Origin of the sequence: Marinobacter sp. ST-43 (assembly GCF_030541085.1) — a bacterium.
GTDB classification, from domain to species: Bacteria; Pseudomonadota; Gammaproteobacteria; order Pseudomonadales; family Oleiphilaceae; genus Marinobacter; species Marinobacter nauticus.
In genome coordinates, this window is the sequence record NZ_JASSVO010000013.1 from 67,318 (window position 1) to 86,644 (window position 19,327).

General features: G+C 58.4%; 20 protein-coding genes and 1 riboswitch. Of the genes, 10 read left to right on the top strand and 10 right to left on the bottom strand.

What is annotated here, in order from left to right:
• The first annotated feature begins 74 nt into the window (after positions 1 to 74).
• The 4 genes from QPL98_RS14585 (at position 75) to cobS (ending at position 4,107) form a co-directional block, all read left to right on the top strand.
• Positions 75 to 842 carry a glycosyltransferase family 2 protein gene (locus QPL98_RS14585; RefSeq protein ID WP_031211751.1) on the top strand — a complete coding sequence of 256 codons (768 nt, stop codon included), beginning with the start codon at positions 75 to 77 and terminating at the stop codon, positions 840 to 842.
• Between the two features lies 1 nt (position 843).
• Positions 844 to 1,512: a TVP38/TMEM64 family protein gene (locus tag QPL98_RS14590; RefSeq protein ID WP_141066790.1), complete on the top strand. Its 669-nt coding sequence runs from the start codon at positions 844 to 846 to the stop codon at positions 1,510 to 1,512.
• 9 nt (positions 1,513 to 1,521) lie between these two features.
• The gene (locus QPL98_RS14595; RefSeq protein ID WP_303293507.1) at positions 1,522 to 3,270 is read left to right on the top strand and encodes a glycosyltransferase family 39 protein; all 1,749 of its coding nucleotides are present in this window, start codon (positions 1,522 to 1,524) and stop codon (positions 3,268 to 3,270) included.
• 75 nt (positions 3,271 to 3,345) lie between these two features.
• Positions 3,346 to 4,107 (top strand): adenosylcobinamide-GDP ribazoletransferase, encoded by a 762-nt coding sequence (cobS, locus tag QPL98_RS14600; protein ID WP_303293508.1) that lies wholly within the window; start codon positions 3,346 to 3,348, stop codon positions 4,105 to 4,107.
• A 13-nt stretch (positions 4,108 to 4,120) separates the two neighbouring features.
• Here the strand turns inward: cobS and QPL98_RS14605 are convergent, their stop codons facing one another.
• Positions 4,121 to 4,789 (bottom strand): DNA-3-methyladenine glycosylase I, encoded by a 669-nt coding sequence (locus QPL98_RS14605; protein WP_041654455.1) that lies wholly within the window; start codon positions 4,787 to 4,789, stop codon positions 4,121 to 4,123.
• A 96-nt stretch (positions 4,790 to 4,885) separates the two neighbouring features.
• On the opposite strand from QPL98_RS14605, the gene QPL98_RS14610 reads away from it, so the two are divergent.
• Both QPL98_RS14610 and QPL98_RS14615 read left to right on the top strand, forming a co-directional pair.
• On the top strand, positions 4,886 to 5,482 hold the full coding sequence (locus tag QPL98_RS14610) for a nucleotidyltransferase domain-containing protein (protein WP_368389061.1): 597 nt from the start codon (positions 4,886 to 4,888) through the stop codon (positions 5,480 to 5,482).
• A gap of 15 nt (positions 5,483 to 5,497) precedes the next feature.
• Positions 5,498 to 5,917 carry a hypothetical protein gene (locus QPL98_RS14615; RefSeq protein WP_303293509.1) on the top strand — a complete coding sequence of 140 codons (420 nt, stop codon included), beginning with the start codon at positions 5,498 to 5,500 and terminating at the stop codon, positions 5,915 to 5,917.
• A 14-nt stretch (positions 5,918 to 5,931) separates the two neighbouring features.
• Here the strand turns inward: QPL98_RS14615 and bluB are convergent, their stop codons facing one another.
• Genes bluB through QPL98_RS14645 form a run of 6 tightly spaced genes read right to left on the bottom strand, consistent with a single transcriptional unit; the run spans position 5,932 to position 11,363 of the window.
• Positions 5,932 to 6,633, bottom strand: a complete 702-nt coding sequence (gene bluB, locus QPL98_RS14620) for a 5,6-dimethylbenzimidazole synthase (RefSeq protein ID WP_303293510.1) — start codon at positions 6,631 to 6,633, stop codon at positions 5,932 to 5,934.
• A complete protein-coding gene (locus tag QPL98_RS14625; RefSeq protein WP_303293511.1) occupies positions 6,630 to 8,099 on the bottom strand; it encodes a cobyric acid synthase in 1,470 nt (489 codons plus the stop codon). The genes bluB and QPL98_RS14625 overlap by 4 nt, the downstream gene beginning before the upstream one ends.
• Positions 8,100 to 8,711: a cob(I)yrinic acid a,c-diamide adenosyltransferase gene (gene cobO / locus QPL98_RS14630; protein ID WP_303293512.1), complete on the bottom strand. Its 612-nt coding sequence runs from the start codon at positions 8,709 to 8,711 to the stop codon at positions 8,100 to 8,102.
• Between the two features lie 10 nt (positions 8,712 to 8,721).
• Positions 8,722 to 9,492, bottom strand: coding sequence for an ABC transporter ATP-binding protein (locus tag QPL98_RS14635; protein WP_286714146.1), 771 nt, complete (start codon positions 9,490 to 9,492; stop codon positions 8,722 to 8,724).
• A complete protein-coding gene (locus tag QPL98_RS14640) occupies positions 9,492 to 10,451 on the bottom strand; it encodes an iron ABC transporter permease (protein WP_094624422.1) in 960 nt (319 codons plus the stop codon). Before QPL98_RS14640 ends, QPL98_RS14635 begins: the two co-directional genes overlap by 1 nt.
• 30 nt (positions 10,452 to 10,481) lie before the next feature.
• Positions 10,482 to 11,363, bottom strand: a complete 882-nt coding sequence (locus QPL98_RS14645; RefSeq protein ID WP_286714147.1) for a cobalamin-binding protein — start codon at positions 11,361 to 11,363, stop codon at positions 10,482 to 10,484.
• 81 nt (positions 11,364 to 11,444) lie between these two features.
• Positions 11,445 to 11,674: riboswitch (cobalamin riboswitch) on the top strand.
• Positions 11,675 to 11,790: 116 nt separating this feature from the next.
• On the opposite strand from QPL98_RS14645, the gene QPL98_RS14650 reads away from it, so the two are divergent.
• Both QPL98_RS14650 and QPL98_RS14655 read left to right on the top strand, forming a co-directional pair.
• Positions 11,791 to 13,776 carry a TonB-dependent receptor gene (locus QPL98_RS14650; RefSeq protein ID WP_303293513.1) on the top strand — a complete coding sequence of 662 codons (1,986 nt, stop codon included), beginning with the start codon at positions 11,791 to 11,793 and terminating at the stop codon, positions 13,774 to 13,776.
• A gap of 19 nt (positions 13,777 to 13,795) precedes the next feature.
• On the top strand, positions 13,796 to 14,995 hold the full coding sequence (locus QPL98_RS14655; RefSeq protein ID WP_303293514.1) for a hypothetical protein: 1,200 nt from the start codon (positions 13,796 to 13,798) through the stop codon (positions 14,993 to 14,995).
• Here the strand turns inward: QPL98_RS14655 and cobD are convergent.
• Both cobD and cbiB read right to left on the bottom strand, forming a co-directional pair.
• Positions 14,951 to 16,072, bottom strand: a complete 1,122-nt coding sequence (gene cobD, locus QPL98_RS14660) for a threonine-phosphate decarboxylase CobD (RefSeq protein ID WP_303293515.1) — start codon at positions 16,070 to 16,072, stop codon at positions 14,951 to 14,953. The two genes, QPL98_RS14655 and cobD, sit on opposite strands and share 45 nt — an antisense overlap.
• Entirely contained in the window at positions 16,069 to 17,016 is a 948-nt protein-coding gene (gene cbiB / locus QPL98_RS14665) for an adenosylcobinamide-phosphate synthase CbiB (RefSeq protein ID WP_303293519.1), read from the bottom strand. Before cbiB ends, cobD begins: the two co-directional genes overlap by 4 nt.
• 126 nt (positions 17,017 to 17,142) lie before the next feature.
• Between cbiB and cobT the strand changes: the two genes are divergently transcribed.
• Together cobT and QPL98_RS14675 are read left to right on the top strand one after the other, a co-directional pair.
• On the top strand, positions 17,143 to 18,201 hold the full coding sequence (gene cobT / locus QPL98_RS14670) for a nicotinate-nucleotide--dimethylbenzimidazole phosphoribosyltransferase (protein WP_303293516.1): 1,059 nt from the start codon (positions 17,143 to 17,145) through the stop codon (positions 18,199 to 18,201).
• A gap of 4 nt (positions 18,202 to 18,205) precedes the next feature.
• Complete coding sequence (locus tag QPL98_RS14675) at positions 18,206 to 18,805, top strand: histidine phosphatase family protein (protein WP_199453550.1); 600 nt, start codon at positions 18,206 to 18,208, stop codon at positions 18,803 to 18,805.
• Here QPL98_RS14675 and cobU read toward each other — a convergent pair.
• Complete coding sequence (gene cobU, locus QPL98_RS14680) at positions 18,789 to 19,319, bottom strand: bifunctional adenosylcobinamide kinase/adenosylcobinamide-phosphate guanylyltransferase (protein ID WP_199453548.1); 531 nt, start codon at positions 19,317 to 19,319, stop codon at positions 18,789 to 18,791. The two genes, QPL98_RS14675 and cobU, sit on opposite strands and share 17 nt — an antisense overlap.
• Between the last annotated feature and the right edge of the window lie 8 nt (positions 19,320 to 19,327).

Genomic DNA, 19,327 nt, shown 5'->3' on the forward strand with positions numbered 1-19,327 from the left:
TTCAAGGCTGATAATTCTCCAAGGCATAAACCGCACGGCAACGTGGTTTGGTTAACATCTTGGAGAATATCTCAATGTCTCAGCACAGCACTCTGTCACTGGTCATTCCTGCAAAAAACGAGCAGGAAAACATCGCGAAGCTGCTGACCGAGGCCTTCAACGTTATGAGGGATTACCCGGGCTTTGAAGTCGTGCTCGTGGACGATGGCAGTTCCGACCAGACACTGGCAACAGCTCGTCGCACTGCCGAGGCTTTGGGGGGCAGGCTATTGGCGGTTCGACATGAACAGAGCATCGGACAGAGCGGGGCACTGGCGACCGGTATCCTTCGCGCCACAGGCCAACTGATTGTGACAATGGACGGAGATGGTCAAAACGACCCCGCCGATATTCCAGCACTGTTGCAACAAGCGAACAGACTCCACAATCCCGACTTTTGTATTGCCGGCTATCGCAGAAATCGGAAGGATACAGCATGGAAACGTTTCCAATCACGCCTGGCTAATCGTATTCGCAACGCCTTTCTACATGATGGAGTTCCCGATACAGGCTGTGGACTGAAGCTGTTTCCCCGATCGACCTTTCTCAAACTGCCGTGGTTCGATCACGCCCATCGGTTCATTCCCGCGCTGGTGAAAGGCGCGGGAGGCGAAATCGCCATTGTCGAGGTCAATCATCGCCCAAGAATGGCCGGGATTTCCAAATACAATGCCTGGAACCGTGCATGGGCCGGAATCGTCGATATGATCGGCGTTATGTGGTTACTTCACCGCACACGAGTTCCTCAAATTGCAAACCTAGAGGATCCGAACAACAGTCGACCGGCAACGGAACGGGCTTGATATGGCTTCGGGACTGCGCTGGCTATCTTTCGCCATCCTGGTATTAACAGGCTATCTGACCATGAGCGGGGACTGGTTCGGTTTTCTGACCGATCAGGAGCGCGTGGCAGATTTCCTGAACAGTAATGGGCTGGCAGGACTTTCAGCCATTACGCTGCTCGGTGCACTTTTCACTGGATTCGGAGCCCCCAGACAGGTCCTCGCTTTCGTTCTGGGATTTGCCGCAGGCAGCATTCAGGGTGCGATCCTATCGACTATCGCTACAGCCATTGGCGCGACAGGCTGCTTTTTTGTCGCACGCTGGCTTTTGCGAACATCACTCCTGAACCGTTTTTCAGATCGCATGCAACGTTTTGACCTGCTGTTCACGGAAGGCACTCTGCTCAAAATACTCATGATCAGGCTGTTGCCGGTAGGCAGCAATCTTGTCACCAATCTCCTCGCCGGGTGTTCCGGGATACGATTCGTCCCATTTTTGTTGGGCAGCGTTCTTGGCTACCTGCCCCAGATGGTGATCTTTGCAATGGCCGGCGCAGGGATTGGCCAGGCCCGTCTCGATCAGCTTGTGGTAAGCGCGGTTCTGTTCGCGCTGGCAAGTGCCATTGGCGCTTACCTGTATCACAACCAGCGCAATCAGACCCTAGCTGATTCCGTATCTGACCCCTCCTGAGTTGCGATTATGACACTCGACTTCCGTCTTCGGCGTTTACCCGACACCTTATTCAATCTGCCGTACAACCGATTGTTACTGGTGGTACTGGCCTTCGCAGCACTCATGATTCTGACCGGCATCGGGTTACGCTCTCCGTGGCCCGCCGACGAACCGCGATTCGCCGAAGTGGCCCGGGAAATGGTGACCTCCGGGCAATGGCTGCTGCCGATGCGGGGCGGCGAACTCTACCCGGACAAACCACCGGTGTTCATGTGGGCCATCGCCTTTTTCTACTGGCTGACCGGCAACCTGAAAATCGCGTTTCTGCTACCGAACGCCCTGTGCAGCCTGCTAACCCTGGGCCTGGTGTTCGATCTGGGCACACGCTTGTGGAACCAACGCACCGGCGCCATTGCCGCACTGCTGCTGATGGTGGCACCCCAGTTCCTGATTCAGGCCCAGCGAGCCCAGATTGATGCCATGGTGGCCTGCTGGATCATGGTAGCCTGTTACGGTCTGATCCGGCATTTTTTCGTGCAGCCGTCCTGGCGTTGGTATTTCGTGGCCTGGGCCTTTATGGGGCTTGGCATTATTACCAAAGGGGTTGGCTTTCTGCCCGCCTTGCTGTTCATTCCGATACTGGCCCTGAAACTGCAGGACACTTCTCGGTTTCAGGGCACACTCCGCTGGCGCTGCGCCCTCGGCCCCCTGGTCATGCTGGCCGTTGTGGCCGCCTGGCTGGTGCCGATGGTGCTGGCCGTCAGTCACCTGGGCACCGACGAGGCCCTTGCCTATCGCGACAACATTCTGTTCAAACAGACCGGCGAGCGCTATGCCGATTCCTGGGGGCACATTCAGCCCTGGTATTACTACCTCGCCAGCGTGATTCCCTCGCTGTGGTTTCCGCTGCCGCTGCTATTCCTGGCACTGCTGCGGCCCATTCGTGAGATTCTCAAACACAGGCTGGACGTGGTGGTTCTGCTGGCGTGGGTCGCGTTGGTGGTGGCGTTTTTCAGCCTGAGCCCGGGCAAACGCGGGGTGTATGTGCTCCCGGCTTTGCCGGCACTGGCCCTGAGCCTGGCCCCGGCATTGAGTGGACAAAACCCGGCACGCTGGTTCGGGGCGGTCACCAGTGTTCTGCATCTGCTGCTTGGTGCAGCCTTGATCATCCTGGGCGTCCTAGCCTGGAATGACCACCCTCGTCTGGTGGAAAAGGTCGCTGACTACACCCAGGATCCGGCTCGACTGCACGAAGCCGGCACCCTGTTGTTCACCCTTGGGTTTATCTGGGTCGCAAGTCTCATGGCGTTCTGGCGCTGCCGGGCACTCGGGCGCTGGTTCATTGCCCTGATGGCGAGTTGGCTGGTGTTCACAACCTGGGGTTATCGGATTCTCGAGCCATTGCGCACACCCAGAAATGTGCTCGCCGCAGCCGAGCAGTTCGTGCCTGCCGGCGGGCAGATTGGCATGATCAATTTCCGGGAACAGTTCATTCTGTTTTCAAAGCGGGACTTTACCCATTTCAGTTACTTCAGTGACACAGAACAGGAAAGCCGCAACGCATGGCTCTGGATGCGGGAGACACCGGATAGCTATTTAATGGTGGCTGAAGACGGAGAGCTTGGCTGTTTCAATAAGCAGGGTGCCCGACCGCTGGGCACTGCTCACCGGGATACCTACGTGCTGCTGAGCGACCAGGACATGACTGACAGCTGTGAACCACCGGACAAGGTGACACGCTTTACCACCGACAACCCCGGGGAGTGGCTGGACTGATGCTACTCTGAGAACGCCGCAAACTTTGCTGGTCTCACGTACAATGGGCGCTTTTGAATTCTCAAGGAGGCGCCCTTGCTCCCTCGCTCGCGGATTGCACAAGAATGGCAGGCTTTCTGGCTGGCACTGGGATTCCTGACTCGTATCCCCATGCTCGTCCGGATTGATTACTCCCAGCGCCTGATGAACCAGAGCAGCGTCTATTTTCCCCTGGTGGGCCTTCTGCTCGGCCTTGGCTATTGCGCCGCCTATTTTCTGTTCTCACTGGTGGCCAGCCCGCTGGCGGCCATTATCCTGGTGGTTATTCTGCACCTGTTTATCACCGGGGCCTTCCACGAAGATGGCCTGGCCGACAGTGTGGATGCTCTCGGCGGCGGCTATACCGTGGAAAAACGACTGGAGATCATGAAAGACAGCCGGATCGGAACCTATGGCACGGTGGCACTGGTGATGGCCTTGCTGCTGAAAGTAGCTCTGCTGGCTGAGGCTGAATTGATCTGGATTGCGTTGCTGGTGGCACCTGCGGTTTCCCGGCTGACACCACTGATATTGATGGCCTGCCTGCCGTACGTCACTGACCCCGACAAGAGTAAATCCAAGCCGGTGGCAGACGGTTTCTCCCGCAGCCGTTTGCTGGCGGCCGCGGGGTTTGTGTTGTTGCTGGCAGCCGGATTATCACTCTGGCAGCCGTTACTGATTCCCGCAGCCATAACGGCCGTCCTGCTGGTTGCTGTGTTCTGGGGCAGCTATCTTCGTAGCCAGCTTGGCGGCTACACCGGCGACACCCTGGGCGCAGCTGTCGTGTTCAGTGAACTGGCGCTGTTGCTGTTTCTCTAACGTGGGGGCATCGTCAGTTATCCACCGTGAAGGACACTATCCGGGACAGGTGGCTGATGGGCATTTCCGTCTCTTCGTGCCAACGGTTGAACGCCTCCTGGGCCTGGCTCATGCCTTTCTTGCTGGCCGGTGAGGCATCCAGTATTCCGGCCCGGGTCAGAGCGGTAACCACATCGTGGGACAGGATAAAACCATCCCAACCCACCCGGCGCAGGAAGTACTGGGCTGAGTTCCCCCCCAGACGCTCACCGTTACGCTTCAGGTAGAGCAGCAGCCCCACCTGATCGGTCGACGGCCACTGGGCCAGAAACTGACCAAAGCTGCCATGGTCTTTCGCCACATCCATGATCATCCGGGCATTTTCCGGCACGGTCCGGATCTTCTGCATGTTGCGAACGATACGCTCGTCTGTAGCCAGCTGCTCGAGCACTTCTGGCGGCACCTGCTGCCAGTAGGCGGGCACAAACCCTTCGAAGGCCGCCTCAAAATCCGGCCACTTGTTCTCGATTACCCGCCAGACAAAACCAGCCTTGAAAATGCATCGGGTGATCTCGGACAGGTAACGGTCGTCGCCGATCTCCGCCAGACGATGTTTTTCGGTGACCGGAGGCAACAGGGATTTCAGGGCCTGCTCGCCACCCTTCCGGGCCAAGGCCTGCTGGTAAAACACAGAAAACTTCATAGACCCTCCACAGAGATCCCCAAATTGGGACTTAAAGAGCCCAATATGGGATTGAAAATACCCAAATCAGGTACTAAAGTACCCATATTGAGACTCATGAGATGCAACCTGACCATGCCCGGAACCAGTATCGGTGACGCACTGTTTACCAAAACCCAACAGCGCCTGCTATCGCTTATCTACGGCCATCCAGACCAGAGCCTGTACCTGAATGAACTGGTACGGCTGGCAAATATAGGGCGCGGCACCGTTGTCCGGGAGCTGGCCAAACTGACCGATTCCGGTCTGGTCGTCATGACCCGCCAAGGCAACCAGAACCACTACCAGGCCAACCCGGACAACCCGATCTTCAATGAGCTGAAACACATCGTCCAGAAAACCTTTGGTATTTCCGATGTGCTCCGGAATGCCCTGGCGCCACTGGCGGATACTCTCGAACAGGCCTTTATCTACGGGTCCGTGGCAAAAGGGGATGCCCATGCGGGCAGCGATGTCGATGTCATGCTGATCGGCCACGATCTCAGTTACAGCGAGGTTATGGAACTGCTGGCCCCCGCCGAACAACAATTACAACGAACCATCAATCCCACGTTATACTCTCCCGCCGAGTTCGAGCAGCGTATCAAAGACAATCAGAGTTTTGTCACCCGGGTGCTGGACCAAGCCCGCCTCGACCTCCGCTTCAGCCACTGAGACAGGACACATTGCATGGAAGCACTCGATAATCTGGTCAGGATCCGACGACTCAAGGCAGAACCACCTGATGCCCGGGAGTTCGAAGGCATGCTCAAGGCTGCCGACACCAAGCTCCGGGACGCCTGCATTGAGGGATTGTCTGAGGACAGCCAGTTCTCTCTGGCTTATGGCGCCGCCCACGCATTATCGCTCGCCGCCCTGAGATGGCACGGGTATCGTTCCGAAAGCCGTTATATTGTCTTCCAGTGCCTGCAACACACCATTGGCTTACCCAATGCCAAATGGCGCATATTGGACAAGTGTCATTCGGCCCGCAATCTGGCCGAATACGAGGGCCACATGGACGTGAACCCCCAATTGCTGAAGGAGCTGATTGCGATCACTCGCGAGCTGCAATCACTGGTGAGGGATCTGCCGCCAATAGGAAACTGACGTCTACCGCGATGTCAGACCTGCTTTAACCGGGCCAGCAGGGACTCCTGATCAAGGGCGCCACCCCAGGTATTACCATGTACCAGATCTTCCAGCGGCAGCCGGGAACGCCAGCCTTTGGACTGTAATTCCGGTTGCTCCAGGAATTCACTGACATAGCCCAGGCAGAGATAGGCCAGTGGGTATACATGATCCGGTAACTGCAGGATATTCGACAGTACATCCTGATCCAGGATGCTCACCCAGCCCACGCCAATGCCCTCGGCCCGTGCCGCCAGCCAGAGATTCTGCACCGCCAGGCAGGTGCTGAACAGATCCATTTCCATAATGGAATTACGCCCCAGGACATTGGGGCCGCCGCGGGATCGATCACAGGTGATGCAGAGGTTGATGGGGCTTTCCAGAATGCCCTGCAGCTTCAGGCTCCGATAGGTTTGCTGGCGCTCGCCGGTGTAGTTTTCCGAGGCCTTTGCGTTTTCATTGTTAAAACTGTCCAGCACCTGCTCGCGCACCGCCAGGCTGTCGATCACGATAAAATCCCAGGGCTGCATGAAGCCGACCGACGGGGCGTGGTGGGCAGCTCTCAGGATGCGCGCCAGAACCTCCTCCGGAATGGCATCCGGCAGGAACTGGGAGCGCACATCCCGGCGCTCGAAGATGGCCCGGTACAGGCCTTCGCGCTGGGCATCGGTGAAGGGATCATTCGGGTTACTCACAACTGCAACAGCCTCCTTAACCGGTCTGTGTCCAGGCACTGCTCCACCTGATCGGCCAGGCGATCAAGTTGCTGCAGACGGTGACGCTGGTAGTCCACCGACTGCTCGCCCTGTGCTTTAAGGCCTGCCCAGGCCAGAATGGCATGGCAGGCGGCTGGCTCGTCGAAGACGCCGTGGATATAGGTACCCGCCACCTGGCCATCCGCACTGACGGCGCCATCCGGCCTGCCTTCCAGCTCTGCAAATGGGCGCACCAGCGCGGCGCCTTCGGTGACACCGTTGTGCATTTCATAGCCTTTCAGAGCGCCTGTCACCGCCGTGCTGGCAACATGAGAGGTCAGCCCGCCATTTACCATTCGGAGCTGCTTGCCCGGCACCATACGGGTAACCATTTCGAACAGTGCCAGGCCCTCGGTAGTGCCGGCTTCACCCTCCAGCCCTTCCGGGTCTTCCACTTTTAGCCCCAGCATCTGGAAGCCGCCACAGATACCCAGTAGCTTGCCGCCATACCGCAGGTGTTTCTGGATGGCCTTCGGCCAGCCTTGTTGCTTCAGCCACTGCAGGTCGTGCCGGGCGCTTTTGCTGCCGGGCAAGATAATCAGATCCGCTGGCGGAATGGGTTCATCCGTCCCCACGAACACCAGGTCAACGCCCGGGTGGAGTCGCAACGGATCAAAATCATTGTGGTTGCTGATCCGCGGAAATACCGGCACGACCACTTTCAGGGCTCCGGCCTCACTGATGCCGGCGGCACTGACGCTGTCTTCGGAGTCGATCACCAACCCGTGCAGGTATGGCAAAACCCCGAACACCGGCTTGCCCGTGTGTTCCGTCAGCCAGTCCAGCCCGGGCTCCAACAGCGCAATATCGCCCCGGAACCGGTTGATGATAAAACCCGCCGTCCTGTCCCGCTCACTGTCGGAAATCAACGCCAGCGTACCCACCAGCTGGGCGAAAACCCCGCCCTTGTCGATATCCCCTACCAGCAACACCGGACAATCAGCAGCTTCGGCAAAACCCATGTTGGCAATGTCGTTGGCCCGCAGGTTGATTTCCGCGGGGCTGCCGGCGCCTTCGGCAATGATCACGTCGTAACGGGCACTCAATGCCTTCCAGCTGGCCATCACCGAGGCCATCGCCTGCGCCTTGTAGGCGTGGTAATCCAGGGCATCCATATTGCCATGGACCTTGCCCCGCAAGATCACCTGGGCCCCGCAATCGCTCTGGGGCTTCAGCAACACCGGGTTCATGTCACTGTGGGGCTCCAGGCCGCAGGCCAGTGCCTGCAACGCCGTGGAGCGGCCAATTTCGCCACCATCCACGGTGACCGCACTGTTCAGGGCCATGTTCTGGGGTTTGAACGGTGCCACCGACACCCCCTGACGCGCCAGCCAGCGGCACAGGGCCGCCACCACCGTGGTCTTGCCAGCATCCGAGGTGGTGCCCTGCACCATCAGGGTGGGCATTTACAGCTCCACGCCCTTCTGGGCCTTGATACCCTGATCCTTGAAGGCGTGCTTGACCACACCCATCTCGGTGACCGTATCAGCCAGATCAATCAGTTCCTGCGGAGCCCCGCGCCCGGTGACCACCACATGCTGCATTTCCGGACGGGCCTGCAGGTCGTCCAGCACCCGGTCCAGATCGATGTAGTCGTACTTCAGCGCGATATTCAGTTCGTCCAGCAGAATCAGGTCATAGCTGTCGTCTTTGAGCATGTCAGCTGCGACTTCCCAGGCATCGGTTGCGCTCTTCACATCCTGTTCCCGGTTCTGGGTGTCCCAGGTATAGCCCTGGCCCATCACGTGGTAGGTCACGTTCGGCAGGCTCCGGAAGAACGCTTCCTCGCCGGTGCTGAAAGCGCCCTTGATAAACTGGACGATGCCCACTTTCATTCCATGGCCCAGGGCCCGGGCGACCATGCCGAAGCCGGAACTGCTCTTACCTTTGCCAGGGCCGGTGAGCACCAGCAACACGCCCTGTTCTTTCTGGGCACTGGCAATGCGCTCTTGCATGATTTTCTGTTTGGCGGCCATGCGCCTGGCATGGCGTTCGGGGTCTTTGGCGCGCTCTTTCACAGGATCTCCTTCAGTCGTTCGCCGGAGCAAACAGGCGAATGTCATCTTTATTCAGCTCAATCAGTTTCTGGTCATAAAGGCCTTCCAGTGCGTCGCGCACCAGCATCAGCTCTGTCGGCCCCCAACAGGCTTGGCCGTCCGGGTACAGCAATAAAACATGAGTGCACCATCGAGCGGCCAGATTCAGGTCGTGCAGGCACATGAAGATGCTCTTGTCGCGCTGGGCACAGACACTCAATAGCCGCATCACCTGGACCTGATGATGCAAATCCAGATGGTTGGTCGGTTCATCAAGCAGCCATACAGCAGGATCCTGAGTCATCAATGTGGCGATCGCAACGCGCTGTCGTTCACCGCCGGACAAGGTATTCAGCAAACGCTCCCCAAGCTCACCAACGTCCAGGGCGTCAAGCGCGGCTTCTGCCCGACGGATATCCTCGGCCTGTTCACTTTGCCAAACTGACAACCAAGGATGGCGACCAATCAATGCGGTTTCGAGTACCGTGGCAGGAAAGCTGTCTTGTCGCTCCTGAAATACCAACCCCAGCTTCCGGGCCAGTTCACGCCGGGGTATGGCAGCCAACTCAACATCATCAAGCCATACTTCGCCACACCGGGGTGCTTTCAGTCCTGCCAGGGTATGCAATAACGTGGTTTTCCCCGCTCCGTTCGGCCCCAGAACCCCCCAGATCTGTCCAGGAGCCACGTCCAGGTTCAGCTTCGCACCGTTCGAGCGCCCGGGAATATCGATGATCAGCTCGCGAGCAGAGAGAATCGTCATCATCGGCTCCGATGAAGCAGATAAAGGAAAGTGGGTACGCCTAGCAAGGCGGTAATCACACCCACCGGTAGTTGCTCGGGTGCAATCACAGTCCGGGCCAGAGTATCAGCCAGAACCAGCAAGGTGCCGCCTGCCAGAGCACTGGCCGGCAAGATAACCCGCTGATCATTCCCCAGCACGAGACGCAGCATATGGGGCACAATCAGGCCAACAAACCCGATGCTGCCCACCGAGGTGACCGCCGTTGCGGTCAGCAGGCTGGCCAACAGGTAGATACTCCATTCCAAAGGGCGAACAGACACCCCCAGAGCCGCAGCCTGCAATGGTCCCCTCGCCAGTACATTCAAGCTACGAGCCAGTGGCAGCAAGGCAATAACCGCAAGCATCAGCACCACGATGGAGGGCCAGGGCAGACGTGCATAAGACACATCGCCCATCAGCCAGTACAGCATACCCGGCAACTGATGAGCGGGGGTGATGGCAAGCATCAGGGTAATGGCCGCTCCCCAACCAGCGGCGGTCACCACCCCGGTAAGCAGCAATCGCGATGGGGTCCAGCTGCCGGTACCGTGGGCCAGCCCAAACACCAGCAAAGTCGCAAACAGGGCGCCAGCAAAGGCGGCGCCAGACACCAAAACCATGCCAGCCCCCGCAAGCATGGCCAGCAGCGCACCGGTGGCAGCACCACCGGACAGCCCCAGAACATAGGGATCGGCCAGCGGATTTCGCAACAATACCTGCATCAATGCCCCGGCGATCGCCAGCAAACCACCAGCAGCAAACGCCGAGAGCGTCCTGGGTAAACGAAGATCAATCAGAAGGGTTCGATCCAGCGTATCACCCTGCCCGAGAACAACCTGCCACAGATCACCGGGCGGGATAGTTACACTGCCGACGGCGAGGGAAAGCGCACAAGCCAGTGCCGCAATAACCGTCAGTATTGTCAGCGCTCGCATCATTCCCGGTCCCTCAAGCGGATCCTTGTGTTATTACAACCGAGCACGCGCCATATCCAGTTTCTCGCAAACCGTGCGCGCTCCATCCAGCAAACGCGGCGTGGGGCGTGAAATGGGCGAGGCCGGAATGATAAACAAATTATCCGCCGCTACCGCCGCCATCGCGCCAAACTCCCTCCAGCGCTCAAGGCTTGTATAACTGTTGCCGTCTTCATCGGTGCCGCCCGACAGGATGGCTTCGGGGTCACCGGCCAGAACATCTTCCGGCCCGATACGCGGCACCAGGCGAGCCATCTCGCCAAAAATATTCTGGCCACCGCACAAAGAAATCACCTTTCCGATCAGATGCTCATCATTGATCGTCATCAAAGGCTGATCCCACACTTGATAAAACACACGAACGGGTTCACGCCCCCGATATTGCTTGGCCAATGCGGCAATTCCCTGTCGAAACCGGGCCGCCTCAGCATAACCCTCAGACTCTGTACCCGCGAGCAACGCCAGCCTCTCCAGCACCGAGGACACACCTTCAAACGTTCGTGGCTCAATCGCAAAAGTGGCCATGCCAAGCTGATTGAGCATAGCGACCTGCTCAACCGGATTACCAGACACCCAGGTAACCACCAGATCCGGCTTAAGAGCGACCAATGCCTCCAGGTCAATCCGGGTATGGCTCCCGACATTGGGCAACATTTCAGCCTCCGGGGGATAATCGCTGTAATCAACAACAGCGATAACCTGCTCACCAGCACCGGCGGCAAACGCCAGCTCCGTCGCCCCGGGGGATAGTGTCACGATGCGCTGGGCAGGCCCGGGCAAACAAAGCTCCACTCCGTTATCGTCCGTGGCACAGACATCAGCCACCACATGGCTGGAGAGCATCAGGAAAAGCACGAAAACCCGAATGACTATCATGAGACCTCCTGAGCGTTGGCTAACTCTGAACTATTTGTCATTTATTGACGACCTCTTGGCCACACCGTAAACTCTCACTCAAATTTTTTATCCGTAGCAGGTGCCCACCTCAAGCGCGACAACTGTTCGACTGAGCGATGGGTGAAACTGGGAAGTTCGGTGAAATTCCGACGCTGCCCCCGCAACGGTATGCGGTACGAGAGGAATGGCCCTGAGCCAGCCACTGCAGCAAAACGCTGTGGGAAGGCATCCTACTCTGGCAAGAATGCCAGCCGCAAGCCCGGAGACCGGCCTGCTACCGGCTATCAGTGCTTTTGACGGAGGGTCAGAACACGGAGCAGGCGTATATGCCTCTTCTCTTTTGGTAGCTGTTCAGGCAACCAGAAACCGCAACAATGCTGGTTGCAGACGCAGAGAAATACAGCCGGTGCCCATCTCCCTGATGAAGAAAATCGTTATCTCCATTTTTTCGCTGATGGCCACCAATGTCATCGCAGAAGATACACTTCCTTTTATCGTGGTGGAAGCCACTCCCATCAACGCCGCCAGCGATGTAGACCCCAGCCAGGCGACAGGCCCCGTGCGCGTTCTGGATCGGTCCAGCATCGAAAACCGGACCGCTTCAGTCGCTGACGTTATTAGCGATCAGGCCGGCGTCCAGATCCGACAAAGCGGCGGACTGGGAAGCGCCTCGTCAGTGTCCATTCGAGGATCGACCTCGCGGCAGGTACAGGTTGTTCTGGACGGTATGCTACTGAACGATCCGGTCACCGGCGGTGTTGACCTCGGCAAACTGTCGTTAACTGATGTCAGCCGTATTCAGGTGTACCCCAGTGGAGCCCCGGCACAGCTGCCTCAGGCGGGCATCGGTGGTGTGGTGGTACTGGAAAGTCTTGGCAAAGACATCGAGGATGCCACCAGCATCAATGTCGGCGCTGGTTCCTTTGATACTTACCGAACCGGCCTCTTCAACAGCGGCAGCCACGACGATTTTTACTATTGGGTGTCGCTTGATCGACAAACCAGCAATAACGACTTTGAATACCCCAACCTCAGTGACTGGTTCAATCCGAATGATGGTGATAACACCAAGCGGCGCAATGCGGATTATCAACAGGATGCTGTCAGCACGAAACTTGGCTGGGAGATCAGCCGGACAGCCCAGGTCGACGCTCTGTTCCAATACACCCATTATGAGCAGGGTGTGCCAACCATCCAGAACTGGCGGGACAACGATGCGTCTCTGGCGAACGAAACTTTTCGCCTACAACTTCAGGGTCAGGAACGTGGATGGTTACAGGGCAAGCTGCACTCCAGCCATCGCCTGATTGTCGGCGATATCACCGAACACTACGACAATACCAGCGGCCGGGTAGGTCTCGGAGTCTCCGATGTAAAAACCGACACACAACAGCTTGGGCTGGTGAATACCCTATCCGCTTTACTCGGCAACCACACCATCACGCTGAGCGTTGATACCACCCGCTATGACTACCAGCAAGACGACAGACAAGACCCAGATCCTCGGGATGAGCGGGAACGCTTCCAGGCTACCGGGTCACTCTCACACGCCTGGCAGAGTCGCGATAACCGCTGGAAAACCCAGGCCGCCATTCGTCAGGTACACGTTCGGGATGAATCAGACGAATCACTTGGAGACGGAACCACCCAGGCTACCCGTTCCCGAGACAATTACACCAGTTGGCAGCTCGGCCTGACCCATCTGGTTGATAACAACTGGACACTCTCTGGCAACATTGCAAACAACGTGCGCGTTCCTACCCTTCAAGAGCTATACGGTCAGCAGGGGCTGTTTATCGGCAACCCGGACCTGCAGCCGGAAGAATCGATGAACTACGACCTGACACTGCGCACAGACCAGGGCTGGGGGCATGCCGAAGCCACGGGGTATTTCCGGGTGCTCGACCCTGCGGTGATCGCAACCTACGATGCGCGCGGCGTCGGCCGTTATCGCAACCTGGAAGCCGAGGTTTATGGCGTGGAGCTGGATGCGGTTTTCTCCATCACCCCCGCCTGGTCCCTCTACGGCAATGCCACGGTACAGGAGTCGGAAAATACCGACAAGTCAGTGCGCACGCGTTTCGAAAAGCGGTTGCCGGGTATTTATCACGAATCGTTTCTTGCCGGTACCCGCTGGCGTTTCAGGCCATTCCAGATCGACCTGTCCTATCAGGTGGACGATGAACTCTATTATGACTCCGCCAATATCCTGGAGGCTGATGCCAGAGAGACGCTTAACGCAACGGTGCAATGGCAACGGATCTGGCCGGACAAGAGCATGACTGAGGCACGACTGGAAGTTCGCAACATCACCGACGAAATCTACCAGGATTTCAATCGGTTCCCTGGCCCCGGACGCGGCTGGTTTATCAACATCAAGCATTCCCTCTAACCATTACAAGGGTTATACCATGAACCACACGGAGCTATTTTCACTGCGCCAAGGCACCCTTGCTGCGCTTGCACTGACCATCGGACTGACCGGCTGTGGCGGCGATTCCTCATCTTCAACAAAGGATCCGGTGATTACCGAGAACTTTGGTGTCGTGGCCACGGCGGCCGATGACTACACCTCGGGTGAGGTAGAACTGGTATCGATACAAGAAACCGGAATGGAAGCTTCGGGCGGTTACTTCAGCGGCATTTCGGACATCACAGTGAATGGCTATGGTCAGCACTATTACCTGATCAGAAAGTTCTTTGGCGATCAGGTATTGAAGGTCGACATTGAAAACCCCGGGAAAGAAGTCTGGGAAGCCAGCACTTTGGAAGCCGGTGATCAGGGCAGCGCCAACCCGTACCAGATCGTCTTTGCCAATGAAGCCAAAGCGTACCTGCTCCGCTACGGAAAAAACGAGGCATGGGTTGTAAACCCTTCCGCCAACAGGGCTGAGGACTTTTTCACCGGCAAAACCCTGGATCTGAGCGTCTATGTACCCGCAGACAGTCAGGGCGATGTAGTTCAGATGTCAGCGGGTGCTGTCGTCAACGGCAAACTGTTTATCACCATGCAACGGCTCGATAGCAATTACAGCCCCACCAATGACGGATACGTTGCGGTTTTTGATACCACAACGGACACAGAAATCGAGACCAATGCCAGTGCTACCGACACAATGAAAGGCATCCCTCTCATTGGCCGGAACCCTTCCAACATCCAGCACGTTGATGGCATAGGGCTGGTCGTTACAAATCTGGGAGGCTTTTCCGCGCCCTTCAACGGCACAAGCCTGGATATCATTGATCCTGAGACCTATCAGGTTTCTTCAATGATTCCAGATGCCGACATAGAAACTCAGATCAATGATGCCGTCATCATCAGCCCGACTGAAGGATACATCCTGAACTACGCAGGCTGGCAGAGCATCTCACTACAGTCCTTCAATCCGTCCGAGGGCGCAACCTCCCTGGCTACGGTCAACAATCTGACCGGAATGGACTTCCGAGATATCGAACTGAGTCCTGAAGGCCGCCTGTGGTTGGCAGATGCCACTCTGTCGAATCCGGGCGTGCGGGTCATCGACCCTTCCGACAACAGTCAGGCCGATTTCATTGAAACCTCGCTGCTACCCATCGCGATCAGCTTCGGCACGGTGGTCGCCAATCCTTGACCTCGACAGCGGGCGGCTTTGGTGGCCGCCCGCCCAGTGCCCGACCAGGCGCTCTAACGCCTGTTCCAGTCTTTGCCATTCCTGCTCAGTGCCCGGAAGTCCGACTCTGATTGCAAGGGGATTCTCGAACAACCTCACCAGAATACCCTTCTGCGCCAGTTCGCGGTGAAAGTCCTTAGCCCAGGCGTGTCTCAGATAACGGAACAGAATCGTGCCGTCACTGAGACCAAGCCCTGACTCAGACAACAGCTCCCCCAATCGTTGGCTCTGGTGTTCAAGCAGATCCCTTGTCTGCTGCTGCCAGGCTCTATCCTGAAGCATTTCCGCCATCATATAGCGCGCTGGTCCGCTCACGGGCCAGGGGCCCAGCTCAGATCTCAAAGCTCTGCCTGTCTCTGCCTCAGCTATCACAGCGCCTGCACGAAGCCCCGCAAGACCGAAGAACTTGCCCATGGACTTGAGGACGATCACTCCTTTCAGGGCCCCCGCAGCTATCAGGCTCTGTTGGTCACAAGCCGGCAAAAAGGCCTCATCAACTATTAGCCAACCTTGCCGCGCTCGCAGACGTTCCCGCCAAACCAGCAACTGTTCAACGGGGATCAGCTGCCCGGTCGGATTATTCGGCTGTATCCAGACCACCACATCCACAGAATCCAGCCATGCCAGCTCCGCTTGCATTGTCGCCTGTTCAGGAATCGCCACCACGTCGAAACCCGCTCGCCGCCAGGCACGACCATGCTCACGATAACCGGGCATGGGCACGGCCACCCGACCGAAACCATGCTTACGGGCACGAACCGCTGGCAGGGCCATGATCGCCGCTTGGGAACCCGCTACGGGTAGGCAGCAGGCACGCTCCGGTGCCCCGGCCCAGATACGGATAATCTCTTCCAGCCCATCTTCCGGCTCCGGCAGCCGTTGCCATACCTCCGCCGGAATTGCCGGAACCGGCCAGGGCACAGGGTTAATACCGGTGGAGAGATCCAGCCATTGTTCCGGAGGAATGCCCCAGTGCTGAGCCGCTGCCCTCAGGCGACCTCCATGCTCCGGCAAATCAGCACCATCGAACGCTGTCACCCGATACCTCCTGACCAGAACGCATTCAGACTTGCGGCCAAGGCCAACAACACCAACAGCCACAACATCACGCCACGCTGAACCAGGGAAATCGCGCCCTCCACGGTTTGCGCCGTGGCGCCTTGCCCGCTGCCCAGCAGCGGTCGCTGCTTCACGCCACCGGAATACGGCGCCGGGCCGCCCAGTGTGACACCGAGCGCGCCCGCTCCTGCTGCCATCACCGGGCCGGCGTTCGGGCTGTCCCAGGCCTTGGACTGTTCACGCCAGCATTTCACGGCCAGCCGGGTATTGCCCAGCAACGCATAGGTCAAAGCAGTTAGCCGGGCAGGCACCCAGTTCATAGCATCATCGAGCCTGGCGGCGCAGCGCCCGAAATACAGATATCGTGGCGTCCGGTAGCCCCACATGGCATCCAGCGTGTTCACCAGGCGGTGCAAAACCAACCCGGGCAAGCCTGCGAGCAGGTACCAGAACAAGCTTGAAAACACAGCATCCGCGCCGTTTTCCAACATGGATTCCGAAGCGGCGGCGGCAACGCCTTCGTCGGTCAGCGCTGCTGCATCCCGGCTGACAATTTGCCCAACCGCGAGCCGGGCCCTGGCACCATCCCCGCACGCCAACGCAGTCGACACCGCCCGGCCATGTTCCGCCAGCCCCCTTAATGAAATGGCAAGCCAGACACCGGCCACCTGAGTGAGCAGCCACAGCCAGCCCTCCAGCAGGAATTGCAGCAAAATTGCCAGCACGACGGCTGGCATGACCGCTACCAGGGTCGCCAGCACCCCCCGCCACAGGCTTTGTATTGCGACAGCTTGCTGACCATTCAGGCGTTGTTCCAACAGGGATGCCCACCAGCCGAAACCCACCAGCGGATGCCATCGCCGGGGCTCACCCATCAACCAGTCCAACAAAACCGCCGCACCGCACACCAGCACTGCAACCACAAACGTATCCAAAGCCGGTCTCCCTGATTCAATTGCCGGCAAGTCTAACCGACCGGTCACGAAACTTGACAGCCTTGCCTCCCGGTTAGACCATCCTCGGTTTTCCGCCCACAAGGACCCATCGCCATGGCACTGCCCGACAGCTGGCTCACGTCTCCCCCACGGCCCTCGGTTCAGCACACAGCGCTTGCCGCCGAGCGTCAGCAGGTGCTCACAAAGCCACCCGGCTCTCTCGGGCAGCTGGAACAGCTCGCCATCAGTCTGGCGGGCCTGCACGGCACCGACAGACCCAGCGTTGATCCGGTGCGAATGGTGGTGTTTGCCGGCGATCACGGCGTTTGCGCTGAAGGCGTTTCCGCCTTTCCTCAGGCTGTCACCGCCCAGATGATCGCCAATTTTGCCAGCGGCGGCGCCGCCATCAGCGTGATGGCCGAGGAACTCGGTGCCAGTCTGGAAGTGGTCAACCTGGGTACCGTTGGCGAAGTACCGGAATTACCGGGCGTCATACATCAGATTATCGCCCCTTCCACGGCCAACATGGCAGATTCGCCAGCCATGTCCTCTCACCAGGTTGAATCCGCGCTCTCCAATGGCGACGAAGCCGCCAGGCGTGCTGCAAACGTTGGCTGCCGCCTGTTTATTGGTGGCGACATGGGCATAGGCAACACCACCAGTGCTGCAGCACTGGCCTGTGCCCTGCTGGGGCAGCAGCCCACCACCCTCGTTGGCCCGGGCACCGGGCTGAACTCCGAGGGCGTTGCCCGCAAGGCGAGGGTGGTTGAAAACGCGTTGCAACGGCATGGTCCCGACCGTGATCCGCTGATGGTACTGGCTTCTCTTGGAGGCTTCGAAATAGCCGCACTGACCGGCGCCATCCTGGGCTGCTCCGCGCGCCGGATCCCGGTTCTGGTGGACGGTTTTATTGTCTCAGTCGCTGCACTGGTGGCTGTGCATCAACAACCGGCTGCGCGCGAGTGGCTTCTGTTTGCGCATCGGTCAGCCGAACCCGGCCACACTGCCGTGCTGGAGGCACTTGATGCCTCGCCGCTTCTGGATCTTGGCATGCGCCTGGGCGAAGGCAGTGGCGCCGCCGTTGCCGTTCCCCTGTTACGCGCCGCCTGCGCGCTGCATAACCGGATGGCCAGTTTTACCGACGCTGGCGTCAGTGACAAAGCGGAAGAATAGCCCTATGACCACCACAGTAATCGACCTGATACGCCACGGCGAACCGGAAGGCGGCCAGATGTTCCGGGGCAGTAAAGACGACCCCTTGAGCGACACCGGGTGGCAACAGATGATAGCTGCCATCGCCGAGGGTGATCAGTGGGATGCTATCGTCAGTTCACCCATGCAACGATGCCAGCGTTTTGCCCAGCAACTGGCCGAGGAACACAGAATTCCACTGCATATCGATAAAGATCTGCGGGAGATTGGCTTCGGTGAGTGGGAAGGGTTGACCGCTGGGCAGATCCAGGAGCGCTATGGGGATCATCTTAACCACTTCTGGCAGGACCCCATCAACTTCCTCCCCCCCGGCGGTGAAGCTGTGACGGATTTCTACCAGCGCACTATTGACGGTTTTGATCGATGGCAGCAAACACTTGCCGGCAAACGGGTCTTGGTGGTCTGCCACGGAGGCGTGATCCGCATGGTGCTGGCCAATGTATTGGGCATTCCGCTGGAGAGATCATTCACCGGCTTTGCCGTGCCTTACGCCTGCCGCAGCCGGATACAGGTGGACCAGTCCGAATTCGGTGTGTTTCGCAGCCTGATCAGCCACCAGCCTTGAGGGTAAGTGGCAAACCCGCCACGGCCATCACCACCTCATCACAACGCTGGGCCAGGGCCTGATTGAGCCAGCCCAGCTCATCCGCAAAGCGACGGGTCAGCGGATCCATGCCGATGGTCCCGAGCCCCACTTCGTTGGTCACAATGACCAGGGAGCCAGGATAGACCTCAACCGCCTCCAGAAAGGCCGCCCGTTCGGGCTGGAACAAGGCGCCGTCGGCAAACAGCAGATTGCTCAGCCACAGGCTCATACAGTCCACCAACAGCAACGGCGGTTCTCCCGGGCCGCTGGCATACTCTGATAATACCTGACCCAGGCGCAGCGACTCTTCAGCAAGTTGCCAGTGGTCCGGCCGCAGTTCCTGGTGACGCTGGATACGCAGTGCCATTTCATCATCGCCTGCCGTCGCGGTCGCCACATAAACCACGTCGTTACCGGCCGCTTTGGCCCTCTGCTCAGCCAGCCCGGTCTTACCGGAGCGAATCCCGCCGGTTACCAGTAACTTGTTGACCATAAACCTTT